Genomic DNA, 26,819 nt, shown 5'->3' on the forward strand with positions numbered 1-26,819 from the left:
GAAGACATTTGGCAATATATTGCAGAACGTTCTCCTGAAGAAGCTTTAATTGTCGCAAAATGGCCAGAAGCGAAACCAATAAACAATAAAATTATTTCGCAATTTGAATTTGCTGCAGAAGTAATTTCTGGAATAAGAACAGTTAGAAAAGAAAAGAACATTGCGTTTAAAGATGCTATTGGTTTTTCTGTAATTAATAATGAAAATTCGAGCACTATTTTTGATGCTGTTATTTCTAAATTAGGGAATCTTGAAAGTATCGATTATGTTTCTCAGCCAGTTGAAGGCGCTTTAACATATAGAGTGAAATCTAACGAGTATTTTATACCAATGGAAGGTGCCATTGATGTTGAAGCAGAAATTGTAAAACTTTCTGAAGAATTAAAATATACAGAAGGTTTCCTTAAATCTGTACAAAAAAAGTTATCTAACGAACGTTTTGTTGCAGGAGCACCAGAACAAGTAGTTGCTGGTGAAAAGAAAAAAGAAGCAGATGCTTTAGCTAAGATTGAAACCTTGAAAAGTAGCTTAGAAAGCTTAAAATAAAAGTTTAAGATTGTATATGTAAAACCTCGCAATTGCGAGGTTTTGCTTTTTAAGTCTATTAATTTATAACTTTATCAAATAAACATATTCTTATATTGAATAATAAAACAAAATACTCAATACTCACAGCAATAGTAATTATAGCAACTTTATTAATTAAAGAATATATAATTAATCAAGAGCAAATAAAAGTTGTTTCTGGAGGAGTTACCGTAAAGGCAGATACTAACGAATATTTTTTACCAACAAGCAGTACAGGTCAAGTTGTGCATCATGAAGGTTATAGTTTAAGTTACAGCGAGCCGCACGAACAAGCAGAGTGGGTAGCTTATGAACTTAAAAAATCGCATTTAAGTAATACTAATTTTAAACGTCCTTATTTTGAAATAGATGAAGCCGTTAAAACTAAAGCAGCACATTGGAGAAACTATAAAAAATCTGGTTACGACCGTGGACACTTATGTCCAGCAAGAGACAGGAAATACAGTCAGTTTGCTCATAAAAAAACCTTTTTAACCAGTAATATTTCTCCGCAAAGGCACGATTTTAATGCAGGAGTTTGGAATAGACTAGAGCAGAAAACTCGATATTGGGCTAGAAAGTACGATGGTGTTTTTGTGGTTTCTGGTGGTATTTTAAAAGGTAATATGAAAACTATTGGGAGCGAAAAAGTAGCAGTTCCTAATCAGTTTTATAAAGTAATTATCGATAATAATTCTGGTGACACAAAAATGTTGGCTTTTTTATTAGATCATGAAGATTCTAATGAGCCATTATATAAGTTTGTTGTATCTGTAGATAAAATTGAAGCACTTACAGGAATCGATTTCTTTCATGAATTAGAGGATGGGTTAGAAAATAGATTGGAAGAATCTAACAATTATAAAAATTGGAGCTTTAAATAATAAGTTTTTAGAAGCAAATTTTTTTTCTTACTCCCTTCAAACGGAGTTTTCTTATAAAAGCGCCTTGCTCTTTGGTTACTAAATACTCTAAGTTTTGATTTTTCGCTTTAAAATAGCCTAAAATTGTGTTGAAAAAATATATAGTACTACGCTTACTAATTGCGCTTTTTAATGCGGAAAGAATTGTAATAATTAGCCCAAAACGCATTTTGTAAAGTGCTTTACCTTGTAAATATTTACTGCTTTTATGGTATGTTTTTCCAGTTGGTTTTAAGTGTTTTACTTTTAAGTTTTTATCGGTTTTTATGGTCCAGCCATAATATTGAGCCAATAAAATATCTATAGTATCCCAACCTATACTTTGTTTTAATCCTTCAATCTCTTTAAAACATGCTTTTCTATAGGCTTTAAAAGGACCACGAACATGTTTTTTAGAAGCTATGGTCTCGTAAACCCATTCATTATTTTTTTCAATATAAGCCAAGCCTCCTGCTATACCTACTTTTTTATTAGATTCAAAAAGAGTGACAATAGATTCTAAATAATTATTTGGAAGTATAATATCTGCATCAAATTTGCAAATAATATCGTAGTTATCATCCAAAGTTTCTAAGCCTTTGTAAAATGCGTTGATTACTTTACTGCCTGGAATGTGCTCTTTAGAAGATTGAATAGAAATGCTCTCAAGCCAACTGTGTTTCTTTGTAAAAGTATCAATTACTTTTTGAGTATTATCTATAGAATTGTCATTTACAACAACTACTTTTTTTGATAAAAGTGTTTGTTCTGCTAAAGATTGCAACATTAAAGCAATGCAATCTTCTTCATTATGTGCAGGAATAACAATGTAAATGTTCATGAAAACAAATTACAGTAATAAAATACCCAATTCCAAAGGCTTTTAATTAAGTTTTGGTTTTGTTATTTATTGTTTAGGGTTATTTATGCGTTCTGCATAAACAATATAATAGCGATTAGTAAACCATCTTAATAGCGGACGAAGACCTATTTTCTTTGTTGGGTTAGTCCATTTTTGGCGGTCAATAATTTTCCAACCAGCTTTTTCTAAAAGCCAATTAAATTGCCAATCTTCAAACTCGTGGTAATGTCTGTCCCATTTATCAGTTTTACTTCTATAGGCAGAAGAAAACCACAATCTCATAGGAATACTTGCAACTAGTTTATCGGCTTTTATATCTTTTATAACAGTATATGGTGATAATAGATGTTCAAAAATTTCGAAAGCTGTTACCACTGTAGCGTTAGAGTTTTTTATAGCTGAGGTATCTTCATCTAAATCTTCTCCAGTTGTATTTTTAATTTTAAAACCAGATTTTTTCATAACCTCAGTAAAAGGATTAGAAACTCCTAAGTCTAAAATTTTTTCTTCTTTAGAAATATGTTTTTCTAAAAACTGATGAGTGAGTTTGTATCTTTTATATGGAAATTTTCCTTCGTACAAGATAAATCGTTTTGTTAATTAATACTAAATTAGTGTTTATATACCATAGCATTAATATTCATCCCAGCACCAACACCAGCAAAAATAATAACATCTCCTTTGTTAATTTCATGACCTTCTAGTTCTCCTTTTAAGATTAAGTCATAAAGCGTAGGTACGGTAGCTACACTAGAATTACCAAGAGTATTTATACTCATAGGCATAATGCCTTCTGGCATTTCCATTTTATGTAGTTTGTAAAAGCGTTTTACAATAGCTTCGTCCATTTTTTCGTTTGCTTGATGTATTAATATCTTTTTTACATCTTCAATTTTATAGTTACTTTTTTCTAGACAAGATTTTAAAGCTAAAGGAACATTAGTTAATGCAAACTCGTAAATTTTACGACCATACATTTTTATGTAACGGCGTTTATCTGTAATTTCTGGTTTATTTGTTTCTCCAAAGTAAATAAAATGAGCTTCATCTAATGCAAAAGTAGCTGTTTCATGAGCGTTTATTCCACCTTCTTCATTAGAAGCCTCAACAATTACTGCTCCAGCTCCATCACTATAAATCATAGAATCACGATCATGTTTATCTACTACGCGAGATAATGTTTCGGTTCCAACAACTAAACACTTTTTTGCCATTCCAGAGGCTATAAAAGCTTTTGCTTGAATAACACCTTCAATCCATCCTGGACAACCAAACAATAAATCATACCCAACACATCTAGGATTTTTTATGCCTAATAAATGTTTAACACGAGAGGCAATACTAGGTACAGTATCACTTTGTTCAGAATCGTGTTTCACATCTCCATAGTTATGTGCAACAATAATGTAGTCTAAAGTTTCTTTGTCGATCTTAGCGTCTTTAATTGCTTTTTCTGAAGCAAAAAAGGCGATATCAGAATTTAATAAAGATGGTTTTATATAACGTCTCTCTTCAATTCCTGTGATGGCTTTAAATTTTTCAACTATAACCTCGTTGGTGTTATTTATTGAAGAGCCATCTAAATTAATAAATTCATGATTATAGAAACTTTCGTTTTTTTTAATTTGACTTGGAATGTAACTTCCTGTTCCTGTAATTTTTATAGACATAATACTAAGCTATTGGTTATTGTTAATATACTAATCTAATTAAATATAAATAGACTAATGTTTGTTTTTAAATTATTCGCTTTTTTTTATTTAATTCTTAAAATATGGTACTTAAAATTAATAAAAAAACAAAAGTCTTTATTAAAATAAGATAAAGACTTTTGATTATTAAAATTATTTGAAACTTTTAAGCTTCCATATATGCTTCAATTGGAGAACATGTGCAAATTAAATTTCTGTCTCCATAAGCATCATCTACACGTCTTACACTTGGCCAAAACTTAGTATCATGTACATAATCTAGAGGAAATGCGGCTTTTTCACGAGAGTAAGGCAGTAACCATTCATCACTCGTTACCATAGCCATTGTATGAGGTGCGTTTTTTAAAGGGTTATTATGATCATCCTTATTTGCTTCTGCAATTTCTTGTCTTATAGATATCATGGCATCACAAAAACGATCCATTTCTGCTTTACTCTCACTTTCTGTGGGCTCAATCATCATGGTTCCTGCTACAGGAAAAGATACTGTAGGTGCATGGAAGCCATAATCCATTAAACGCTTAGCAATATCTACTACTTCAATACCATTAGATTTAAAATCGCGACAATCAATAATCATTTCGTGTGCAGCTCTTCCTTTTTCACCAGAATATAATGTAGGATAGTGATCTTTTAAACGTTCTTTAATATAATTAGCATTTAAAATCGCGATTTCTGTTGCTTTTTTAAGTCCTCTATAACCTAGCATTTTTATGTATCCATAAGAAATTAAACAAGCTAAAGCAGATCCATAAGGAGTAGCAGAAATTGCAGATATAGATTGATGTCCACCAGTTTTAATAATTGGGTTTCCAGGTAAAAATGGTACTAGTTGTTCTGCTACACATATTGGTCCTACTCCTGGACCACCACCACCATGAGGAATAGCAAAAGTTTTATGTAAATTTAAGTGACACACATCTGCTCCAATATTTCCAGGATTTGTTAATCCTACTTGTGCGTTCATGTTAGCACCATCCATATAAACTTGACCACCATTGTCATGAATGATTTTAGTAATGTCTTTTATGGCAGATTCGTAAACACCATGTGTTGAAGGATAGGTTACCATTAACGCAGATAAATTATCTTTATGCAATTCTGCTTTTTCACGTAAATCTTCAACATCTATGTTTCCGTTTTCTGATGCTTTGGTAACAACTACTTTCATTCCAGCCATTATTGCACTAGCTGGATTTGTACCATGTGCAGAAGATGGAATTAAACAAATGTTTCTATGGTGATCTCCACGAGATTCATGGTAAGCTTTAATAACCATTAAACCAGCAAACTCTCCTTGTGCTCCAGAGTTTGGCTGTAAAGAGGTAGCGGCAAAACCTGTAATTTCTGTTAATTGGTTTTCTAATGCGTTTAACATTAATTTGTAACCAATAGGTTGATCTACAGGAACAAATGGGTGTACACTTCCCCAATTTGTAGAGCTTAATGGTAACATTTCTGCAGCAGCATTTAATTTCATGGTGCAAGAACCTAAAGAAATCATAGAGTGATTTAAGGCTAAATCTTTGCGCTCTAATCCTTTAATGTAGCGCATTAATTCTGTTTCAGAATGGTATGTGTTAAACATATCAAACGTCATGAAATCAGATTGACGTTTTATATGCTCTGGTATTGTGTTATTACTTTCAATCGATTCAATTTTGTCTGTACTATTCTCTGTAACGCTTTCAAAAATTGAAATAATTTCATTTAAATCTGAAATAGAAGTTGTTTCATTTATAGAAATTGTAACAGTATTGGTATCTGGATAATGAAAATTAACTTCTCTTTTTTCTGCTTCATATTTAGTTTTTACAGCATCTGCTTTAATTTGAAGTGTATCGAAATAATGCGAATTTGTTTGTTCTAAATCTAATTTCTCTAAAGCTTTAGCTAAAGTAGAAGCAGAGTCTTTAATTTTATCTGCTATAAACGTTAATCCTTTAGGACCATGGTACACTCCATACATTCCAGCCATAACTGCCAAAAGCACTTGTGCTGTACAAATGTTAGAAGTTGCTTTGTCTCGCTTAATGTGTTGCTCGCGAGTTTGCAATGCCATACGTAATGCTCTGTTGTTGTTTAAGTCTTTAGTTACACCAATAATACGACCAGGAACATCACGCTTGTAAGCTTCTTTTGTTGCAAAATATGCTGCATGAGGACCACCAAAGCCCATTGGTATACCAAAACGTTGAGTTGTGCCAACAACAACATCTGCACCAAATTTTCCTGGAGCTTCTAGTTTAGTTAAACTTAATATATCTGCTGCAACTGCAACTTTAATATGTTCTGCATTTGCTTTCTCTATAAAAGATTTTATGTCTGTAATCTGTCCGTTTTTGCCAGGATATTGTAATAATGCACCAAAATACTCATCTGAAAGGTTGTATTCAGACTCATTACCAATAACTAATTCTATACCAATTGGGTTTGCTCTAGTTTCTAGTAAATCTATTGTTTGTGGTAATACTAAATCTGAAACAAAAAACTTATTGATATTCGCTTTTTTCTGGCTACGCTCTCTTACCGCAAATAGCATTCCCATAGCTTCCGCAGCAGCAGTACTTTCATCTAAAAGTGAAGCATTGGCAATTTCCATTCCTGTAAGGTCAATAACCATAGTTTGGAAATTTAATAAAGCTTCTAAACGACCTTGAGCAATTTCTGCTTGGTAAGGTGTGTAAGCTGTATACCAACCTGGATTTTCAAGAATGTTACGTTGTATAACAGCTGGTAAAATAGTAGGATGATAACCTAAACCTATGTAAGTTTTATAAACTTTATTAAGCTTAGATAGTTCGTTAATGTGAGATGAATACTCAAATTCGCTCATGGAAGCATCTAAATCTAAATCGTTTTTTAAACGAATGTCTTCAGGAACGGTTTCAGAGATAAGTTGTTCTATACTGTCAACACCAATAGCATCTAGCATTAGTTTTTGATCGTTTTCTCTTGGCCCAATATGACGTAGTGCGAAAGAATTTGTATCCATTTTATTGTATGTGAATTTTATGAAGCAAAAATAATGAAAACTTAAGATATTATTTCTTAAAAAATTGAAAGTTTTTAACCATTTAACTCCTTTATTAACAGTTTGCGTAACTTTGTTTAATGCGAGTAATTAAACAGCTTTTTGATTTTTATTTAAATAGTAGTATTCACGTTGCTTTAGCCGTGTATGCATTATGTTTTATCACATTAAGACGGTTCAACGTTTTACATGATGAGAGTATTTTATTTTTTGTTTTTTTTGCAACTATAACTGGCTATAATTTTGTTAAATATTTTGGTATTGCAAAATTCCATCATAGAAGTTTAACACAATCTTTAAAAGCCATACAAATATTCTCTCTTATTTGTTTTGTGCTTTTGTGTTATTATGCATTTCAATTATCTACAAAATCTCTTGTTTATATTTCGGTTTTTGGAATTGTTACTTTTCTATATGCTTTTCCATTTATACCTAAAGATTTTTATTTAGATAAACAACAAAACTTAAGAGATGTAAGTGGGCTTAAAGTTTATATAATTGCTTTAGTTTGGTCTGGTGTTACTGTTTTTTTACCGTTGATAAATAACGGTATTGCGCTTAATGAAGATATGTTTATTACTGCTTTTCAGTATTTTATTTTTGTTATTGTATTAATGCTTCCTTTTGAAATTAGAGATTTAGAGTACGATAGTTTAAAATTAGCTACAATACCACAAAGAATAGGAGTAAGGCGAACAAAAACAATAGGTTTATTGTTATTAATAGTTTTCTTTTTAGTGGAATTTTTCAAAAATGAAATAAGCAGTAATAATATAGTAACTATATTAATTATTACTTTAATTACAGGTTTGTTTTTAGTTTATACAAATAAAAAAAGGAATCTTTATTATAGTTCCTTTTGGGTTGAAAGTATTCCAATATTTTGGTTGCTAATGATCTTGTTTTGCTAATTCTTTTTCGAAAACAGATTGAATTTTGCTTTTTTCAGAATCTTGAAGTTTAACCTCTTTTTGGTTTATTAATTTTGTGAGTTTTGCATTGTTTTTAGAGTACTTTCTACATGCAGCACACCATATTAAATGTATATTTAATTTGATTTTATCCAATAATGATGCTTCTGTATACTCCGTTTTATCGCAAGTATGATTAGCTTCATTACAACTTAGAAATATTTTATTACTCATTTTATTAAAACCAATTTTTTTCTAGACAACCAGCCATTGCAGTTCGTGCTCTGTGTATAATTACCCATAGGTTAGACGCAGTAATATTTAATTCATTACATATGGCTTCAGTTTCGTAATTTAAAATTGTTTTCATTTCGAAAACTTGAGCCTGTTTTGCTGGTAATTTATCTAAGCAATTATGTATTGCAACACCTAATTCTTTATTTTCTATAGCATCTTCAGCTGTTTTGTCAAAAGGATCGGCAACACGTTCTTCTAGCCAATCACCTTCGCTTTCGATATCACTATTGTAACTCATTCTAACTTCGGCTTTACCTTTGTTAGAATTTATTTTACGATAATAATCTATAATTTTTCTTTTTAAAATTGAAATTAGCCAAGTGCGTTCACTTGCTTCTCCTTTAAAATTTTTCATAGATTTTAAACCTGCTAAAAAGGTTTCGGAAACTAAATCCTGAGCCATATCTCTATCACTAACACGAGAAATTGTGTAGTTAAAAAGATAGTCTGAATACAAATTAATCCATTGATTTGGATCTATTTTGTGATCTGGCATAATTGGCAATTGTTTTTTTCAAAAGTAAAGAAAAAAGAATTGTTTTAATATTATTTGAAATATATCATTAAAAATACAGTAGTTAGATATATCCAAAGTATTGAAAAGAAAACATGCACTGTGGTTTCAAATATTTTACCTTTCCACAATTTTGAAGAGTATACAAAGAACTGCATAAATACTCTAATACCCCAAAAAATGGCTAAACCTAAAGCTATTTTATTTCCAAGTTTAGTTTCTGTAATATCTTGAGAAGAGGTAAAGCAAAGTATACCAATTAAAAAAAACAGTTAATGCTATAAAAAAGGTGTGAACTTTCATCATTTGTCTATTTATAAGGCTTAATTTTTTTAATTCTATTTTCCAGTTAAAATACCTTGGGAATATTACATGTACTAATGTTATAAGTAGTCGACCTATTATTTTTAAATGATTGTTTTATACAATTAAACTTTACTGTATTATGTAAAGCTGCATTAATAGTTTATTGTATTAATCCTGCACGTTTTAAAAGCGCTTCAGGTTTAGCTTCTTGCCCTCTAAAGCGTTTGTATAAAACCATTGGTTTTTCTGTTCCTCCTTGAGACAATATGTGTTCTTTAAATTTACTAGCAATTTCTTTATTAAAAATACCTGCTTGTTTAAAATAATCGAAAGCATCTGCATCTAGTACTTCTGCCCATTTGTAACTGTAATAACCAGAACTATAACCACCTTGAAAAATGTGAGCAAAAGCAGTACTCATACAGTTTTCTTTTACATCTGGAAAGAGATTAGTGTTTTTAAAAGCATTGTTTTCATATGTTTTTACATTTTTAATTTCCTCTGGAAATTCGCTAGCATGCCATGCCATATCTAACAAACCAAAACTAATTTGCCTTAAGGTTTGCATTCCTTCATGAAAAGTAGACGATTCTTTAATTTTGTTAACTAGATCCATAGGTATTACTTCGTTACTCTCGTAATGTTTTGCAAAAAGTTCTAGTGCTTCTTTTTCATAACACCAGTTTTCCATAACTTGACTAGGTAACTCAACAAAATCCCAATAAACACTTGTTCCAGATAAACTAGGATAGGTTGTTTTTGCTAGCATACCATGAAGTGCATGACCAAACTCATGAAACAGTGTTGTAACCTCATTAAAGGTTAATAATGAAGGCTTGCTTTTTGTTGGTTTAGTAAAATTACAAACAATAGAAACATGTGGTCTTTCTTCTGTATTGTTTTTTATAAATTGTAGTTTATAGCTTGTCATCCAAGCACCATTTCTTTTACCTTTTCTTGGAAAAAAATCAGCATAAAATATTGAAACTAAATCATTATTGCTGTCTGTTACTTTATAAGTTAAAACATCTTCATGGTATTTGTCGATATTATTTATTTCTTCAAAATGTAAACCGAAAAGCTTTTCTGCAACAACAAAAGCACCATCTATTACATTTTCTAGTTTAAAATAAGGTTTTAATTGCTCGTCGTCTAAACTGAATAGTTTTTGCTTTAATTTCTCTGCGTAATATGCAGAATCCCATTTCTCAAGTCTTTCAATATTATCCAATTTTTTAGCAAAACGCTCTAGATTTTTAAATTCGTTTTCTGCTGCTGGTTTAGCTTTAGCTAATAACTTATTTAAAAAATTAAAAACTTTTTCAGGTGTTTCAGCCATACGTTCTTCTAATACAAAATGAGCATGCGTTTTATAACCTAGTAAGTTAGCACGCTTAAACCTCAGGTTTGTAATGTCTAATACAATGTTTTGGTTGTCTAGCGCATCGCCTTTAAATGCTTTGCTTCCTGCAGCTTTAGACAGCTCTTGCCTTAGTGTTCTGTTATCTGCATAAGTCATAAACGGAATGTAGCTTGGGTAGTCTAAGGTGATTAACCAACCTTCTTTGTTTTTGCTTTCTGCTAATTGTTTCGCAGCTTCTTTTGCGCCTTCTGGCAAACCAGAAAGGTCTTCTTGATTTGTAAGGTGCAACTCATACTTGTTGGTTTCCGCCAAAATGTTTTCGCCAAATTGTAATTTAAGTTTTGCAAGTGTTTTATCAATCTCACGAAGTTTAGTTTTATCTTCTTCATTTAAATTGGCACCATTTCTAGAAAAACTTTTATATTTTTTATCTAATAATGTTTGTTGTTCTATTGTTAGATTTAAAGCGCTCTTTTTATTGTAAACTTCTTTTACGCGTTTAAACAAGGCTTCGTTTAGAGTAATATCATTCCCAAATTCTGTGAGTAGTGGAGAGACTTCTTGGGCAGTTTTTTGGATTTCTTCGCTAGTTTCTGCAGAGTTAAGATTAAAAAAAATACTTGTTACGCGATCTAATTGCTGTCCAGAAAATTCTAGTGCTTCTATAGTATTTTCGAAAGTAGGATTATCATGGTTTTTTGTAATAGCCTCTATTTCTAATTTCGTTTCTAAAATAAGGTTTGTTATAGCCAGTTTATAATCTTTATTATTAATTTGGCTAAATGGAGCTGAATTATATGGATTTGAGAATTTTTTTGTTAATATGTTCATTATAAGATGATTGTATTTTGATAAAATTTAGTTAAAACATTTAAAATGTGGGAAATATCTTTTAAGTTTGTGTTAGATTTTTCATGAGAGCTGGTTACTCTCTTTAAAATTATTGATTAATAGCGATAAAAAGCCTCAAATTTATTTGAGGTTTTTTTTATACCTCAAAACATGCTGGAAACCAACACTCTAGGTGTTTTTAAACGAAATTGCATGTATTTTTTTTAATATTTTCTTCTATTTGAATGTAAATGAAGATTTTCGCTGTAAGTTTTTTTAATGTGAGTTTATCTCATACATAGAAAGATTAATAGCGATTAAAAGCCCAGGAGACTGGGCTTTTCTATTTTCTATTTTACACCTTTAGAAGCTGCTTCTACTTTAAGCTTTAAACCTTCTTTGTAAGCTAATATTTTGTCTAGTACACATTTGTCGCTAGTTCCAATTATTTGTGCAGCCAAAATCCCTGCATTTTTTGCTCCATTTAGCGCTACTGTTGCAACAGGAACTCCGCCTGGCATTTGAAGAATAGATAAGATAGAATCCCAACCATCTATAGAATTTCTGCTTTTTATAGGAACGCCAATTATTGGTAAAGGCGATAAAGACGCTACCATTCCTGGTAAATGTGCTGCACCACCTGCACCAGCTATAATTACTTTTATTCCTCTAGTATGTGCATTTTTACTGTAATCGAATAGTTTTTCTGGTGTGCGATGAGCAGATACAATATCTACTTCAACCTCAATATCAAACCCTTTTAATATATCTATTGCTTCTTGCATTACTGGTAGGTCGCTATCGCTACCCATTATTACACCAACTTTACTCATAATTATTTGCTTATTACTTTAATAGTTTTCTTTACTTCCTCAGCAACTTTGCGTGCTGTATTTAAATCTTCATTTACAATAGTTACATGACCCATTTTACGAAACGGTCTTGTTTGTTTTTTACCATAAATATGTGGTGTCACGCCTTCCATTTTCATAATTTCATCAATATTTTCATAAACAGCATCTCCAGTATAACCTTCTGAACCAACTAGATTTAGCATAATACCTCCAACTTTGCTTTCGGTTTTTCCTAAGGGAAGATTAAGAATAGCCCGAATATGTTGTTCAAATTGAGACGTATAACTTGCCTCTATGGTTTGGTGACCAGAATTATGAGGTCTTGGTGCCACTTCATTAATTAAAATAGTATCATTTTTAGTTTGAAACATTTCTACAGCCAATAAGCCAACATGATTAAAAGATTTTGATACTTTTAAGGCAATATCTTGTGCCTTTTTAGCAATTGCTTCTGGAATTCTTGCAGGACAAATAACATATTCTACTTGGTTAGCTTCTGGATGAAACTCCATCTCCACAACAGGATACGTTTTTATATCACCATCAGGATTTCTAGCCACTATTACAGCAAGTTCATTTTTAAAATCTATTAGTTCTTCTGCTATACATTCGCCAGTTGGTAAACCTTTTAAATCTTCTAAAGTGCGCACTACTTTTACACCGTTACCATCGTAACCAAACTGGGCGCTTTTCCAAACAAACGGAAATTCTAGACCTCCATTTAAAACAGCGTCTTCAATTTCTGAAGCATAAGCAAATCTAGAAAACTGAGACGTTGGTAGGTTATGATCTAAATAAAACAATTTTTGTTTTGCTTTATTTTGTATCACTCTTAAATTATTAGAACTTGGGAATACTTTTACACCTTCTTTTTCTAATTTTTCTAACGCATCTACATTTACATTTTCAATTTCAAAAGTTAATACGTCTACTTGTTTTCCAAAGTTGTAAACAGTTTCAAAATTCATTAAATCGCCTTTTGTAAAAGCGTCGCATGCTATTTTACAAGGAGCATCATCACTTGGGTCTAACACATATGTTTGTATGTCGAATTTTCTGGTACTGTAAAGCATCATTTTGCCTAGTTGGCCACCACCAAGAATACCTAATTTAAAATCTGAAGAGAAATAGTTCATAATATTTTCCATGAAAATGGAAATCTTTTAGTTATAAAATGCATTACAAAAATACATTTTATAAAATAAATCAGCCCTAAAATGATAAAGCAAAAATCGTATTTCGATTAACAAATACTTATCTTTGCCACTTTATTAAAAGTAAAATAATGATTAAGCTACACGACAAATATTTTAAGCCATTTATTTCTGCTAAAGAAATAGACGCTGCTGTGTCTAAAATGGCTGAAGAACTTGTAAACGATTTAGGTGATGAAGTGCCAGTATTTATTGGTGTTCTAAATGGTTCTTTTATGGTGGTTAGTGATTTTGTAAAAAAATATCCAAAACCATGCGAAGTTACTTTTATTAAACTAGCGTCTTACGAAGGTGTCAAATCTTCAGACGACATACAACGTTTAATAGGTTTAACTCAAGATTTAACTGGAAGAACAGTAGTTATACTAGAAGATATAATAGATACAGGTAAAACACTACACGAAATACATAGGGTATTTAAAAATGAAGGTGTTAAACAATTATTAATAGCAACGTTGTTTTACAAACCGGAAGCTTACAAAAAAGACTTTAAATTACATTATGTTGGTATGGAGATTCCTAACAAGTTTATAGTAGGTTATGGACTAGACTATGATGGATTAGGAAGAGATTTACCAGAAGTATATCAAATAAAAACAACGCAACACATGACAAATTTAGTATTATTTGGCCCTCCAGGAGCAGGTAAAGGTACACAAGCTAATTTTTTAAAAGAGAAATATAATCTTGTACATATTTCTACAGGAGATGTTTTTCGCTTTAATATAAAAAATGAAACTGCACTTGGTATTTTAGCGAAATCTTTTATGGATAAAGGCGAGTTAGTACCAGACCAAGTAACAATAGACATGTTAAATGCTGAAGTAGAAAAAAATGCAGATACTAAAGGGTTTATTTTTGATGGTTTTCCAAGAACAAATACACAAGCAGAAGCTTTAGATAAACTTATGGAAAGCAAAGATTCACAAATTAATGCAATGATTGCTCTTGAGGTGGAAGATGAGGTTTTAGTTGAAAGGCTCCTTGAACGTGGTAAATCTAGCGGAAGAGCAGATGATGCAGACGAGAGTATTATAAGAAATCGTATTAAAGAGTATTATACAAAAACTGCCATTTTAAAAGACTATTATTCTGCACAAAATAAATATTTTGGAGTAGATGGTTTTGGGAGTGTTGAAGCTATTACAGAGCGTTTGTGTAGTGCAATTGATAAGCTCTAAATTCTGCGAAAGCAGAAATTTAATTATGTTATGTAAAAAACATAATGAACTAAATTATTTTTATTAAAAAATAGATTCCTGCCTCCGCAGGAATGATAATTTGAGTAAGTCTAAGAGTGCGTAACTTTAAACTTTAAACTCGCAACTTATAACTTAAAAAATGACTGAAGGAAATTTTGTTGACTACGTAAAAATGCACGTTACTTCTGGAAAAGGAGGTCAAGGTTCTACACACTTACATCGTGAAAAATACCTTGCCAAAGGTGGACCAGATGGAGGAGATGGTGGACGTGGAGGACACGTGATTTTAAAAGGAAACTCTAACCTTTGGACATTAATACACTTAAAGTATAAAAGGCACATTAGAGCAGGTCATGGTGGCAGTGGAAGTAGTGGAAGAAGTACTGGTGCAGATGGAGAAGATATGTATGTAGACGTACCTTTAGGAACAGTAGTTAAAGATACAGAAACTAACGAAACTCTTTTTGAAATTACAGAAGAATGTGAAGAGCGTATTGTGGCTCAAGGTGGTAAAGGTGGTCGTGGAAACTGGCATTTTAAAACTTCTACAAACCAAACACCTCGTTATGCACAACCTGGAATTCCTATGGAAGAAAAGGATATAACTTTAGAGCTTAAGTTATTGGCAGATGTTGGTTTAGTTGGTTTTCCAAATGCTGGAAAGTCGACACTCTTATCTGTAGTTACATCTGCAAAACCTAAAATTGCCGATTACGAGTTTACTACATTAAAGCCTAATTTAGGTATTGTAAAGCATCGTGAGTTTCAAAGTTTTGTAATGGCAGATATTCCTGGAATTATTGAAGGTGCAGCCGAAGGTAAAGGCTTAGGTTATTATTTTTTACGCCATATAGAACGCAACTCTATTCTTTTGTTTTTAATTCCAGCAGATGCTCCAGATATTAAAAAACAATACGATATTTTGTTAGACGAATTACGTCGCTACAATCCAGAAATGTTAGATAAAGACCGATTTATTGCCATATCTAAATGCGATATGTTAGACGATGAACTTCAAGCGGAAATTAAAGTAGAATTAGATAACGAATTACCAATTCCTTATGTGTTTATATCTAGTGTTGCCCAGCAAGGTTTGTTAGAGCTTAAAGATATACTTTGGGCAGCTTTAAATGACTAATTATTAGTTTATGAGAGCTCACCTAAAATCTATTGTAGAAATTAATATACACCTAGTCGTTATTTCTCAATCTTTATACAAGCCCTTATTTTAATTTCGGTTATTTCATTTTCCGTAGAAACCATTCCAGATCTAAAACCGCATTGTTTTCAGCATTAGCCTTAGTTTCAATTATCTCCAACGCTTTTAAAGCAGATTTTGGTAAACCTGCAACCTCATGTTTTTCAACCTCAGTCCATAGTTTGGAATAGTTGTTGTTTTGAGAAAAAGTAGTATTGGCAAAGAGAATAATCATTAAGATGGTAATATATTTGTTCATTGTAATCAATTTTGGAGCAATATAATTGCGAAGCTTTATTTGTAAAACACTAAATACGTAATCTAGCCCTTTGAATGAGTAAACTAAGCAATTTTAAAAGTAAAGCTTTTATTTTCTTTACTAAAATCAAAAACAATACCAATAGATTATTATTTTTGTACTAACTTATAATTTATGAAAAAAATCGTGCTTCTTTTATTGTTTTCCCCGCTCTTATTAATAGGGCAAACAAGCCTGTTAGATGCAGAAAAACTGATTGAAAACAAGCAGCCTTTAAAGGCTGAAAAAGATCTAATTTTATTTATAAATAATAATTCTAACAATTTACAGGCTACAGAACTCTTGGGTGATGCATATGGGCACCAGAAGAAATGGGATGAAGCCATAGAGCAGTATAAGCAGTTAGTAGATGCGAAACCAGCCGAAGCAAATTACCATTATAAATATGGTGGTGCTTTAGGTATGAAAGCATTAATTATAAGTAAAATTAGAGCTTTAAGTATTATTGGCGATGTAAAAGAAGCTTTTTTAAAAGCTGCAGAGCTCGATCCAAACCATATTGATGCACGTTGGGCTTTAGTAGAATTATATATGCAATTACCTGGTATTATAGGTGGCAGTAAAAGTAAAAGCTTTAAGTATGCAAACGAGCTAGAAAAACTGTCTAAAGTAGATGGCTATTTAGCTAAAGGTTATATTTATGAATACGATAAAGAACCAGATCTAGCCGAAAAATTCTATAAGCTAGCCATAAAAGAAGGTGGTTCTATTACCTGTTACGATAAGTTGACCAAGCTCTATGAAAAAGAAGGGAAATCTACAGAAGCCATTTCTAATCTAGAAGCAGCACATCTAAAGCATAAGCGCAATGTCATGCATTACCAAATAGGAAAAGTGTGTGCAGATTATAATGTTCAATTAGAAAAAGGCGAATTTTGTCTAAAAGTATATATAGATAATTACAGTTCTAAGGATGGAGTGCCAAAAGCTTTGGCTTACTATAGGTTAGCACAAATTTATAAGCATAAAAAGGATAAAGCAGAATCATTAATTTGGATTGAAAAAGCAATAAAACACTTACCAGAGATTGAGGTTTTTAAGACTTTTAAAAACACTTTAAATTAATTTTTACAATAGTGCTTTTAGCTTATTTGCCTTATAAAGATTTGGTAATTTCTTATATAAATAAAAATCCAATACTTATCTTTACTTTTTATTCAAAACACGAACATGAACGTACATTTTATAGCCATTGGAGGCAGTGCCATGCACAATCTAGCCTTAGCACTACACAATAAAGGATATCAAGTAACAGGAAGTGATGATACTATTTTCGAGCCCTCAAAATCGCGTTTAGAAAGTAAAGGTTTGTTACCTGAAGCTTTTGGTTGGTTTCCAGAAAAAATAACATCTAATTTAGATGCTATTGTTTTAGGAATGCATGCTAAAAAAGATAATCGAGAGTTATTAAAAGCGCAAGAGTTAGACTTAAAAATATACAGTTATCCAGAGTTTTTATACGAACAATCTAAACATAAAACCAGAGTTGTAATTGGTGGAAGCCATGGTAAAACAACAATAACCTCTATGATTTTGCATGTTATGCATTATCATAATCGCGATGTCGATTATATGGTTGGTGCGCAACTAGAAGGTTTCGATGTTATGGTAAAACTTACAAACGATAACGATTTTATTGTTTTGGAAGGCGACGAGTATTTAAGTTCTCCAATAGACAGAAGACCAAAATTTCATCTTTATAAGCCAAATATTGCCTTGTTAAGCGGTATTGCTTGGGATCATATTAATGTGTTTCCAACTTATGAAAATTATGTAGAACAGTTTAGCGTTTTTGTAGATTCTATAGTACAAGGTGGAAGCATAAACTATAACGAAGAAGATGCTGAGGTGAAAAGAGTAGTGGAAGCCAGCGAAAACCAAATTAGAAAACTCGCATACCAAACACCTGAGTATACAGTAGAAAATGGTGAAACTTTATTAGAAACACCAGAAGGACCTTTACCAATAGAAGTGTTTGGAAAACATAACCTAAACAACCTTGCTGGCGCAAAATGGATTTGCCAACATATGGGAATCGATGAAGACGATTTCTACGAAGCCATCCCGACTTTTAAAGGTGCAAGCAAACGTTTAGAAAAAATAGTAGAAAGTAAAACTAGCTTAGCTTACAAAGATTTTGCGCATTCACCAAGTAAAGTAGAAGCCACTACAAATGCTGTAAAAGAGCAATACCAAAATAGAACTTTAGTAGCCTGTTTAGAATTACATACTTATAGTAGTTTAAATGCCGAATTTTTAAAAGAATACAAAGGTGCGCTTGACGCAGCAGATGTTGCAGTTGTTTTTTATTCGCCTCATGCAGTAGAAATTAAAAAATTAGAAGAAGTAACACATGAGCAAATTGCAAATGCGTTCCAGCGTGACGATTTAATTATTTACACCAATCCAGACGATTTTAAAGAGTTTTTGTTTTCGCAAAACTTTGAAAATAAAGCGTTGTTGTTAATGAGTTCTGGTAATTATGGTGGATTGGATTTTGAGGCTTTGAAAGGGTTGATTGGGTAGGTTTTTGAAAGGTTCGTTTAACATTCCAGCTAAACTACGTTTTAATGCAGTTTAAGTGTTTTTATCATTATTTGCTATTAAAGCACTAACTATATATCCAGATTCCGTTAGATTATTACTTGTATTTTTTAATATCAACGTAACTGCTCGTAATCTCTGATCTGCTTCAACTAACATTTTTGTTGCCATTTTCAAAGTACCATGTTCAAATACCAGATTTTTTGGTGTTTCGATAGTTGCCTGAATATTCTATTTTGCCATTCTTAAAAAGTTTTACGACAGATCATTGTTCACCCATCACATAAATTTTTTTAATTGCTTTTTGACCATTGTCTATCAGTATCTAATTGTCACAGCAGTATTTAATCCCATACCTGTACCAAACGGTAGATTTACTTCCATCAGCAAAAGTCAAAGTACCTTGGTTATGTTGCTTCCCATCGTTCCATTCACCTACATATTTACTTCCATCAGTCCAAGTATAAGTGCCTTGTCCATGTTGCTTCCCATCCTTCCATTCACCTACATATTTATTACCACTTACCCAAGCATAAGTACCTTGTCCATGTTGCTTCCCATCCTCCGATTCACCTACATATTTATTATTTAATGCAGATAATGTAGTTTCAGGTACTCGCCTAGAATCTTTTAAATTTCTTTGAAATGCAATCTGAACAAAATCTAAATTATGATATTTCAACTCGTCACCAGTTGAAGAATATTTTTTATTTAAAGTAAAATATTTTTTATTTCCAAGGAAAGCATAACCTCTATCTGCTTCGACCCCCACCCATTTTTTACAGGAGTCTACACGGAAACCATCGGGTCTCATTCTTCCATTATCTTTATAACGTATTTTTGTGTACAGTTTTTTACTTTCACGATAATATCTTACAATATTTTTCCATTCTGGATTACGAATTCTTTTAAAAGTATAGCCTTTACCATCGCATGAGGAACAGGTATATGTTTTTATTTTTCCGGTAATTACCTTGCCACTATTATTACACCTTGTACATTCATTTTTTTGTGTTGTTACATGTTTCTTTTCAACATTAACGGTGCCTCTTTTTTGACCTTTACCATAGCATTTTCTGCACTCCTGCCAACCATTATTACACCCGCTTACATGACAGTTTTTTGTTGAGATATTAGGATTGAAAGCTGATCCATGATTCCATTCAGAAAATCCATAACCGCTACAACCACTGCATTTAAAATAACCGAGCTTCTTTTCATGAGTGGTTTTCCATCCATGACCATTCCGATTCCATACTTTAAATGGAAAGGTTTTATCACAAGAAGTACAATTTTGCATCACAGACCTACTCTCCTTTGAGTACTTATCGGAATTGTCTATAAATCTTGACTCTCCATTGCAATTAGGGCATGTTTTTCGATCATATTGTTGGTAGGTTTTTGCGCAACTTTCTTTGACCTCTTTATTATTCCATTCTAAATCAATAATTATTTCATGATCAAAGTAAAAATAACCAAATTTGGATAAATAGTCATGTATAATATCTATTGCCTTACTATTATAATAATATCTTGTGTCATCTATATTTTCCCTTTTATCATAGTCAAAATATCTTTCTTTTCTTAAAATATATCCGGGAATATCATCTTCTTTACATGTAATTCTTTCTTTTCTATAGTTTGTATATCCGGTATAATGGAATTTTTTAAATTCCGTCAATTTATTCATAAGATAGGGTATTTCAGATACTTTGATATATTTGGTTAGTTCGTAACCATCCGTCGTAAAGTGTTCAAGATTTAGTTCTTTTGTAGATTGTCCCGAAACAAATAGTGTGAAAGTTAATAACAGAAATACAAATGCCCATCTTAACCCATTAAACTTTTTTTCTTCATTCATTTTGTTAGTTTTTTTATTGCAGAGAACGGTTTCGCTAAACTGCGCTTTAATGCAGTTTAGATATTAATATTTGAGATGACCGGTATCTTAATCTTCAGTATAAAGTCAACAAAAATATGTAGATTTACTACATGACAGAAAAAAGCGCTTCATTTTCCATAAAAAACTGGTCTCAAGACGATCAGCCAAGAGAAAAGTTACGCGATAAAGGTAAAGCAGTAATAAGCGATGCAGAGTTATTAGCCATTTTAATAGGTTCAGGAAATAGAGACGAAAGTGTTGTTGCGTTTTGCAAACGCATTCTTGCAAGCGTAGATAATAATTTAAGCGAACTAGGTAAATTATCTATTAAACAACTTTCTGCTTTTAAAGGAATTGGTGAAGCAAAAGCCATTTCAATTATTGCAGCTTTAGAATTAGGAAGACGTAGAAGAGGAGTAGATGCATTAGAGCGTAAAAAAGTTACGTCTAGCAAATCGGTTTTCGAGCTTATGCAACCTATAATTGGAGATTTACCACACGAGGAGTTTTGGATAGTGTATTTAAACAATTCTTATAAAGTTATTCAAAATAATCAACTCAGTAAAGGTGGTATTACAGGAACCTTAGTAGATGTAAGATTAGCATTAAAAACAGCTCTAGAAGTAGGTGCTACATGTATTATTTTGGCTCATAATCATCCGTCAGGAACTTTAAAACCTAGTAAAGCAGATAAAGATTTAACGGCTAAATTAAAAATAGGAGCACTGAGTTTAGATATAAATGTATTAGACCATTTAATTATTACTGAAAACGCTTATTTTAGCTTCGCTGATGAAGCACTACTTTAATTACTACAATAAATAATGCTATTAGTTTATACCCATAAAATTACACCAAGATTGCGTTACACATTTAAACAAATTTGTGCACGTATTTTGGACGTTTCTGTAAGTTTTACAACCACTATAGAAGATTTTATAGCGCACGATAGTTTAAAAATATCTTACACAAGGCAACCTTTAGGAAAAGAATTTTTTATACGCTCTAACGAGTTGCTTTTTGAACAGGGATTAAATGACGTAGAAATTAAAGTTAGTGATTGGGAAGACACCAAGTGTTTTTTTTCAAATGGAGAGCAAAGCGCTTTACCTTTCGATATTTTTGCTGCTTCTTTTTATTTATTGAGTCGTTATGAAGAGTATATGCCTCATGTAAAAGACGAATTTGGACGTTTTACAGCCAAAGAGAGTCTAGCTTTTAATAATGGTTTTTTAAGACAACCAGTAGTAGATATTTGGGCTTTAAAATTTAGAAGCGCTTTAGAAATACAATTTCCAGAGTTTAAGTTTCCAGAGAGACAGTATAAAATCACACCAGTTATAGATATTCCTAAAGCCTACAGTTATAAGCTAAAAGGAATTATGCGAAGTGTTGGTGGTACTTTTAATGATTTGTTTCGATTTAAATTAAGAAATATTTACAAAAGGTACTCTGTATTATTTGGTTTCGAAAACGATCCATACGATACTTTTAAGTATATAATTAATAAGCAAAAACAAGTAAAAAATAAATTTATATTCTTTTTTTTAATAGGAGATTTTTCTACCTACGATAAAAATATAAATACTCAAAAAACCAAGTTTATTTCGTTAATAAAAGAAGTAGGTGATTACTCTAAAATAGGGCTTAAGGTTTCCTATTTTGCACTTACTAACAATGCTACACTTAAGACAGAAAAGCTAAGAATGGAGTCGATTATAAATCAAGATTTATATGTGTCTAGAAACTCTTACTCTAAGCTAAATTTACCAGAATCTTATAGAAACCTTGTAGAATTAGAAGTCCTAGAAGATTTTACAATGGGTTATATTAACCAAATAGGTTTTAGAGCTGGAACATGTACACCTTTTTTCTTTTATGATTTAGATTACGAAATCCAAACACCATTACGCATTAATACTTACCATGTTTTAGATTATGCGTTGTTAAAATACCAATCTACATTAGATAAAAAAATGCATTTAAATCAAATTATTAATGCTGTAAAAAAGGTTCAAGGTGAGTTTGTTCCTGTATTTCATAATTATACCTTTGGAGCTTCAGAAACCTGGAAAGATTATAATGAACTATTCAATATTATATTAGATTCTACAAATGAAAAGTAAAATAACAGATGTATTTTTCGATTTAGACCATACGTTATGGGATTTTGATAAAAATTCAGCATTAACCTTTGACATTATTTTTAAAAAAAATAATATTGTTTTAGATACTGAACGTTTCTCTAAAATATATCAGCCTATAAATCTAAAATATTGGAAACTTTATAGAGACGAGAAAGTGTCTAAAAGTAATTTACGCTATGGAAGGCTAAAAGAGGCATTCGATGCCTTAAATATGGTAGTTGAAGACCATGTAATAAATCAATTAGCTATAGACTATATTGATTATTTAACAACTTACAACCATGTTTTTGATGGTACTATTGAGATTCTAGACTATTTAAAACCAAAATATAAGCTTCATATTATAACCAACGGTTTTAAAGAAGTACAACAAACAAAATTAGACAAATCTAATATTGCTCATTATTTTGAAACTGTAACAAGCTCTGAAGCTGTTGGTGTTAAAAAACCAAATCCAAAAGTTTTTAATCACGCACTATCACTTGCAAATATTAGAAAAGAAAACGCCATAATGATTGGTGATAATTACGAAGCAGATATTCTTGGTGCTTTAAACATAGGCTTAGACGCTATTTGTTTTAATTACCATAATGTAGTACTAGAAAATGAAATTAAAGCGGTCAAGCATTTACTTGATTTAAAAAAATACTTATAAATATTATTATGAAAAAAACACTTTTTATTCTACTAGCATTTTTTGTTATATTATCATCTTATGCTCAATTAAGTTTAAACGATTATAAATATATTATTGTTCCTGAAAAGTTTGAGTTTTTAAAAACAGCAGATGAATACAGATTAAATTCACTTACTAAGTTTTTATTCGAAAAGTATAATTTTGAACCAATAATGGAGAATGAAATTGTACCAAGTGATTATGCAAAAAATAATTGCTTGGCTCTAAAAGCTGATGTTCTAAAAGACTCTAATCTTTTTAAAACCAAACTAACAGTACAATTAAAGAACTGTAAAAACGAAGTTATTTTTACCAGTAGCCAAGGAGAATCAAGAGATAAGAGTTATAAAGTAGCTTACAATGAGGCTTTAAGGCTAGCTTTTAAAAGTTTTGAAGAAGAAAACTATAGTTATAATTCTAAAAACGAAATAACTTTAGAAAAAGAAGAAGAGGTATTAGAGATAGTAGAGGAGAAGCAAGTTGAAATAGATAAATTAAAAGAAGAAGTAAAGCAATTAAAGAATTCTAATGCTACCAAAGTAATTGAGGTTAAGGAAACGGAAAGCATTGCTTTTGAAGAAGAGGAAAAACAGGAGGTAGTAGAAGCTGTACCTTTAGTCACAGAGGAAGTTTCTAACTCTCGTTTTCTTGCTGAGGCTATACCAGATAGTGCTTTTGGTTATTTTTTAATAGACAGCGAAAGCAACAAGCGTTATACCATTCTGTTTTCTGGTAAGGAAGACTTTTATATTGTAAAAGATAAGGATGCTGTAGTTTATAAACTTAATAACAAATGGGTTATTGCAGAAGTAAAAGGCAAAGTTTTAGAAGTTAAGGCTATAGATATTAAATTTTAGTAGTCATATTTTTCTTTCCAACGTACTTTTAAAAAATCGCGTTGCGCATTTTCTCTTGCGTTATTCCCAGGCTCGTAGAGTTTGGTGTCTACAATCACCTTTGGTAAAAACTCTTGAGATATAAAGTTGTTTTCGTAGTTATGCGAGTATTTGTAATGCTCACCATAACCAATCTCTTTCATTAATTTTGTTGGCGCATTTCTTATGCTTAAAGGTATAGGTAAATCTCCCGTTTGTTTTACTAGTTGTTGTGCATTACCAATAGCCATATAGGCAGCATTACTTTTAGGAGAGCATGCTAAATAAGTAGCACACTGGCTTAAAATAATTCTAGATTCTGGGTAACCAATGGTAGATACTGCTTGAAAGGTTGTATTAGCCAACACTAAAGCTGTTGGGTTTGCGTTTCCTATGTCTTCGCTTGCTAAAATAAGTAATCGTCTGGCAATAAATTTAACATCTTCACCACCTTCTACCATTCTTGCTAAATAATACACTGCAGCATTTGGGTCACTTCCTCTTATAGATTTTATAAATGCAGAAACAATATCATAATGCTGTTCGCCAGTTTTATCATAACGTACAGTATTATTTTGAACCTTTTCTAGAACCGATGCGTTTGTAATAGTAATTTCATCAGATGCTTCAGAATTTATAATAAGTTCAAAAATATTTAATAGTTTTCTAGCATCTCCTCCAGAAAGCCTTAATAAAGCATCTGTTTCTTTAAGGCTTATGTTTTTTTTAGATATTTCAACGTCAGTTTCCATTGCGCGCTTTAAAAGCACTTCTAAATCCTTTTTTTCAAACGGTTTTAAAATATATACCTGACAACGTGACAATAAAGCTGGAACAACCTCAAAGCTTGGGTTTTCTGTAGTTGCACCTATTAAAGTCACCCATCCTTTTTCCACAGCTTGTAATAACGAATCTTGTTGAGATTTGCTAAACCGGTGAATCTCGTCTATAAATAAAATAGGATTTTTAGTAGTAAATAATCCAACACTTTGTTTAGCTTTTTCAATTACCTCTCTTACATCTTTAACTCCAGAGCTTATAGCACTTAAAGTATAAAATGGTCTTCCTGAGGTTTCTGCAATAATATTTGCTAGTGTTGTTTTTCCAATACCTGGAGGTCCCCAAAAAATCATAGACGCAATCATGCCTTGATTAATTTGCTTGGTTAGCGTGCCTTGTTCACCTACTAAATGTGCTTGGCTAACATAGTCTGCTAATGTTTTTGGTCTTAATCTTTCGGCTAAAGGAATATTCATAAAGTAAAATTAATCATTTTTTTGTTTTATGGCGTGCCTTTTTTGCTCATACTTTACAAAAAAGTCAGGCTATCACTACTCAATCTTTTGCAAGCAAAAGGATTTCAAACAAACCGTTCTATCCTTCACGCAACTGACATTGTAACACTTTTCTATTAATGGATTACTAATTGCTATATTTATTGAAATATGAAAAAACAAGACAGTCCATTTACATTTTCTATAGATACGCTTTTGTATCCTTTATTATTTGTGCTATTAATTTGGCTTGTTTTTGCTATAGAAATTAGATTTGGGTATCGTTTTAATAAATATGGTGTCTATCCTCAAACTATTAAAGGCTTAAGAGGTGTTTTATTTAGTCCATTTATTCACTCTGGTATAAAGCATCTATATTCTAATACAATTCCTTTATTCGTATTGTCTGCAGCATTGTTTTATTTCTACAGACCTTTAGCTTTTAAAGTTATTATATATGGTATTTTACTCTCAGGATTTTTAACATGGCTAATAGGAAGACCATCATATCATATTGGTGCAAGTGGAGTTATTTATGTGCTTTTTAGCTTTAATTTTTTTAAAGGCATATTTGCAAAACACTATCAGTTAATAGCAGTGTCTTTAGTAGTTGTCTTTCTATATGGAAGTATGTTTATGTACGCTTTTCCTATAGATGAACAGATCTCTTGGGAAGGCCACACAGCTGGATTACTGACAGGTTTCATTTTTGCAGTAATATTTAGAAAAGCCATCATGAAACCTAAGCGTTACATATGGGAAGAGCCAAATTACAACGAAGAAGAAGATGAGTTTTTAAAGCATTTTGATGAAAACGGAAATTTTATAGAATTACCTCCTGAAAACGAATGGTTTACAGAGACTCAAGAAATATCTAAAGAAATTTCAGAAATCAATTATATATTTAAGGAGAATAAAGAGTAATACTACATGCGTTGTCTTACTACTTCATATAAGAAAGCACCACAAGCAACAGAGACATTAAGAGATTCTATATCACCTAACAAAGGTAATTTTGCTTTTGCATCTACTAATTTTAATACTGAAGGATTAATACCACGACCTTCACTACCCATAATAATAGCACATGGTTCTTTAAATGAAACATCAAAAACAGTTGCATCTGTTTTTTCAGTAGCAGCAATAACTTTTATACCACTCGCTTGCATATGAAACATGGCGTCTTTAATGTGATCAACCTTACAAATTGGCACTTTAAAAACAGCACCAGCACTAGTTTTTATTGTGTCTCCATTAACAGGAGCTCCTCCTTTTTTTTGTACAATAATACCATGAACACCAGTACATTCTGCAGTTCTAATAATAGCGCCAAAA

General features: G+C 31.5%; 25 protein-coding genes. 12 read left to right on the forward strand and 13 right to left on the reverse strand.

Annotation, left to right across the window (positions count from 1 at the left end; translation table 11 throughout):
• Both QNK89_RS09290 and QNK89_RS09295 read left to right on the forward strand, forming a co-directional pair.
• Positions 1–546, forward strand: a 546-nt coding sequence (locus QNK89_RS09290; RefSeq protein ID WP_340170742.1) for a class I tRNA ligase family protein, incomplete at its 5' end; no start/stop codon positions are given.
• Positions 547–641: 95 nt separating this feature from the next.
• Positions 642–1,451: a DNA/RNA non-specific endonuclease gene (locus tag QNK89_RS09295; protein WP_340170743.1), complete on the forward strand. Its 810-nt coding sequence runs from the start codon at positions 642–644 to the stop codon at positions 1,449–1,451.
• 7 nt (positions 1,452–1,458) lie between these two features.
• On the opposite strand, the gene QNK89_RS09300 is transcribed toward QNK89_RS09295, so the two are convergent.
• The 4 genes from QNK89_RS09300 to gcvP form a co-directional block, all read right to left on the reverse strand.
• The gene (locus tag QNK89_RS09300) at positions 1,459–2,310 is read right to left on the reverse strand and encodes a glycosyltransferase (protein ID WP_340170744.1); all 852 of its coding nucleotides are present in this window, start codon (positions 2,308–2,310) and stop codon (positions 1,459–1,461) included.
• Positions 2,311–2,376: 66 nt separating this feature from the next.
• On the reverse strand, positions 2,377–2,913 hold the full coding sequence (locus QNK89_RS09305; RefSeq protein WP_340170745.1) for a methyltransferase: 537 nt from the start codon (positions 2,911–2,913) through the stop codon (positions 2,377–2,379).
• Between the two features lie 29 nt (positions 2,914–2,942).
• Complete coding sequence (locus QNK89_RS09310) at positions 2,943–4,001, reverse strand: ketoacyl-ACP synthase III (RefSeq protein ID WP_340170746.1); 1,059 nt, start codon at positions 3,999–4,001, stop codon at positions 2,943–2,945.
• Between the two features lie 187 nt (positions 4,002–4,188).
• Positions 4,189–7,038 carry an aminomethyl-transferring glycine dehydrogenase gene (gene gcvP / locus QNK89_RS09315; RefSeq protein WP_340170747.1) on the reverse strand — a complete coding sequence of 950 codons (2,850 nt, stop codon included), beginning with the start codon at positions 7,036–7,038 and terminating at the stop codon, positions 4,189–4,191.
• A gap of 119 nt (positions 7,039–7,157) precedes the next feature.
• Here gcvP and QNK89_RS09320 point away from each other — a divergent pair, with 119 nt between their 5' ends.
• Complete coding sequence (locus QNK89_RS09320; RefSeq protein ID WP_340170748.1) at positions 7,158–7,988, forward strand: hypothetical protein; 831 nt, start codon at positions 7,158–7,160, stop codon at positions 7,986–7,988.
• Here the strand turns inward: QNK89_RS09320 and QNK89_RS09325 are convergent.
• The 5 genes from QNK89_RS09325 to QNK89_RS09345 form a co-directional block, all read right to left on the reverse strand.
• Positions 7,968–8,222 carry a glycine dehydrogenase gene (locus QNK89_RS09325; protein ID WP_340170749.1) on the reverse strand — a complete coding sequence of 85 codons (255 nt, stop codon included), beginning with the start codon at positions 8,220–8,222 and terminating at the stop codon, positions 7,968–7,970. The two genes, QNK89_RS09320 and QNK89_RS09325, sit on opposite strands and share 21 nt — an antisense overlap.
• 4 nt (positions 8,223–8,226) lie before the next feature.
• The gene (locus QNK89_RS09330) at positions 8,227–8,781 is read right to left on the reverse strand and encodes a sigma-70 family RNA polymerase sigma factor (RefSeq protein WP_340170750.1); all 555 of its coding nucleotides are present in this window, start codon (positions 8,779–8,781) and stop codon (positions 8,227–8,229) included.
• A gap of 484 nt (positions 8,782–9,265) precedes the next feature.
• Positions 9,266–11,299 carry a M3 family metallopeptidase gene (locus tag QNK89_RS09335; RefSeq protein ID WP_340170751.1) on the reverse strand — a complete coding sequence of 678 codons (2,034 nt, stop codon included), beginning with the start codon at positions 11,297–11,299 and terminating at the stop codon, positions 9,266–9,268.
• A gap of 350 nt (positions 11,300–11,649) precedes the next feature.
• Entirely contained in the window at positions 11,650–12,132 is a 483-nt protein-coding gene (gene purE / locus QNK89_RS09340; RefSeq protein ID WP_340170752.1) for a 5-(carboxyamino)imidazole ribonucleotide mutase, read from the reverse strand.
• A 2-nt stretch (positions 12,133–12,134) separates the two neighbouring features.
• Complete coding sequence (locus tag QNK89_RS09345; RefSeq protein ID WP_340170766.1) at positions 12,135–13,289, reverse strand: 5-(carboxyamino)imidazole ribonucleotide synthase; 1,155 nt, start codon at positions 13,287–13,289, stop codon at positions 12,135–12,137.
• A gap of 149 nt (positions 13,290–13,438) precedes the next feature.
• On the opposite strand from QNK89_RS09345, the gene QNK89_RS09350 reads away from it, so the two are divergent.
• Together QNK89_RS09350 and obgE are read left to right on the forward strand one after the other, a co-directional pair.
• The gene (locus tag QNK89_RS09350) at positions 13,439–14,548 is read left to right on the forward strand and encodes an adenylate kinase (protein ID WP_340170753.1); all 1,110 of its coding nucleotides are present in this window, start codon (positions 13,439–13,441) and stop codon (positions 14,546–14,548) included.
• Between the two features lie 160 nt (positions 14,549–14,708).
• Positions 14,709–15,707 carry a GTPase ObgE gene (gene obgE, locus QNK89_RS09355; protein WP_340170754.1) on the forward strand — a complete coding sequence of 333 codons (999 nt, stop codon included), beginning with the start codon at positions 14,709–14,711 and terminating at the stop codon, positions 15,705–15,707.
• A gap of 100 nt (positions 15,708–15,807) precedes the next feature.
• Here obgE and QNK89_RS09360 read toward each other — a convergent pair whose 3' ends face one another.
• Positions 15,808–16,026, reverse strand: coding sequence for a hypothetical protein (locus QNK89_RS09360; RefSeq protein WP_340170755.1), 219 nt, complete (start codon positions 16,024–16,026; stop codon positions 15,808–15,810).
• 174 nt (positions 16,027–16,200) lie between these two features.
• Here QNK89_RS09360 and QNK89_RS09365 point away from each other — a divergent pair, with 174 nt between their 5' ends.
• The gene (locus QNK89_RS09365; RefSeq protein WP_340170756.1) at positions 16,201–17,151 is read left to right on the forward strand and encodes a tetratricopeptide repeat protein; all 951 of its coding nucleotides are present in this window, start codon (positions 16,201–16,203) and stop codon (positions 17,149–17,151) included.
• A gap of 105 nt (positions 17,152–17,256) precedes the next feature.
• On the forward strand, positions 17,257–18,612 hold the full coding sequence (locus QNK89_RS09370) for a Mur ligase family protein (protein WP_340170757.1): 1,356 nt from the start codon (positions 17,257–17,259) through the stop codon (positions 18,610–18,612).
• A 343-nt stretch (positions 18,613–18,955) separates the two neighbouring features.
• Here QNK89_RS09370 and QNK89_RS09375 read toward each other — a convergent pair whose 3' ends face one another.
• Entirely contained in the window at positions 18,956–20,491 is a 1,536-nt protein-coding gene (locus QNK89_RS09375) for a hypothetical protein (protein ID WP_340170758.1), read from the reverse strand.
• A 131-nt stretch (positions 20,492–20,622) separates the two neighbouring features.
• Here QNK89_RS09375 and radC point away from each other — a divergent pair, with 131 nt between their 5' ends.
• Genes radC through QNK89_RS09395 form a run of 4 tightly spaced genes read left to right on the forward strand, consistent with a single transcriptional unit; the run spans position 20,623 to position 24,192 of the window.
• Positions 20,623–21,321, forward strand: a complete 699-nt coding sequence (gene radC / locus QNK89_RS09380; protein WP_340170759.1) for a DNA repair protein RadC — start codon at positions 20,623–20,625, stop codon at positions 21,319–21,321.
• Between the two features lie 15 nt (positions 21,322–21,336).
• On the forward strand, positions 21,337–22,638 hold the full coding sequence (locus QNK89_RS09385; protein WP_340170760.1) for a polysaccharide deacetylase family protein: 1,302 nt from the start codon (positions 21,337–21,339) through the stop codon (positions 22,636–22,638).
• Entirely contained in the window at positions 22,628–23,314 is a 687-nt protein-coding gene (locus QNK89_RS09390; RefSeq protein WP_340170761.1) for a YjjG family noncanonical pyrimidine nucleotidase, read from the forward strand. Before QNK89_RS09385 ends, QNK89_RS09390 begins: the two co-directional genes overlap by 11 nt.
• A gap of 8 nt (positions 23,315–23,322) precedes the next feature.
• A complete protein-coding gene (locus QNK89_RS09395; protein WP_340170762.1) occupies positions 23,323–24,192 on the forward strand; it encodes a hypothetical protein in 870 nt (289 codons plus the stop codon).
• On the opposite strand, the gene QNK89_RS09400 is transcribed toward QNK89_RS09395, so the two are convergent.
• Positions 24,189–25,466, reverse strand: a complete 1,278-nt coding sequence (locus tag QNK89_RS09400) for a replication-associated recombination protein A (RefSeq protein ID WP_340170763.1) — start codon at positions 25,464–25,466, stop codon at positions 24,189–24,191. The two genes, QNK89_RS09395 and QNK89_RS09400, sit on opposite strands and share 4 nt — an antisense overlap.
• Positions 25,467–25,655: 189 nt before the next feature.
• Here QNK89_RS09400 and QNK89_RS09405 point away from each other — a divergent pair, with 189 nt between their 5' ends.
• Positions 25,656–26,408, forward strand: coding sequence for a rhomboid family intramembrane serine protease (locus tag QNK89_RS09405; protein WP_340170764.1), 753 nt, complete (start codon positions 25,656–25,658; stop codon positions 26,406–26,408).
• A 2-nt stretch (positions 26,409–26,410) separates the two neighbouring features.
• Here the strand turns inward: QNK89_RS09405 and QNK89_RS09410 are convergent.
• The coding region (locus QNK89_RS09410; protein WP_340170765.1) for an RNA methyltransferase at positions 26,411–26,819 on the reverse strand (409 nt) is incomplete at its 5' end.

The organism is Lacinutrix sp. (assembly GCF_037625555.1).
In the GTDB taxonomy this organism is placed as follows: Bacteria; Bacteroidota; Bacteroidia; order Flavobacteriales; family Flavobacteriaceae; genus Lacinutrix.